This is a genomic window from Priestia sp. 53B2 (assembly GCF_056099005.1).
The window spans coordinates 1-252 of the sequence record NZ_JBLZXA010000101.1 but is presented as its reverse complement, the minus strand read 5'-3'; the positions used below and the strand labels follow the sequence as shown (position 1 = coordinate 252).

Genomic DNA, 252 nt, shown 5'->3' with positions numbered 1-252 from the left:
ATTCTCTCCTCGCCTACCTGTGTCGGTTTGCGGTACGGGCACCTCCCGCCTCGCTAGAGGCTTTTCTTGGCAGTGTGGAATCAGGAACTTCGGTACTATAATTCCCTCGTCATCACAGCTCAGCCTTCATGATGAGCGGATTTGCCTACTCATCAGCCTAACTGCTTGAACGCGCATATCCAGCAGCGCGCTTACCCTATCCTACTGCGTCCCCCCATTACTCAAACGGCGGGGAGGTGGTACAGGAATATC

1 rRNA gene is annotated in these 252 nt (G+C 54.4%); it reads right to left on the bottom strand.

What is annotated here, in order from left to right:
- A 23S ribosomal RNA gene (locus ACN6NE_RS31310) occupies positions 1-252 on the bottom strand; the annotation flags it as partial.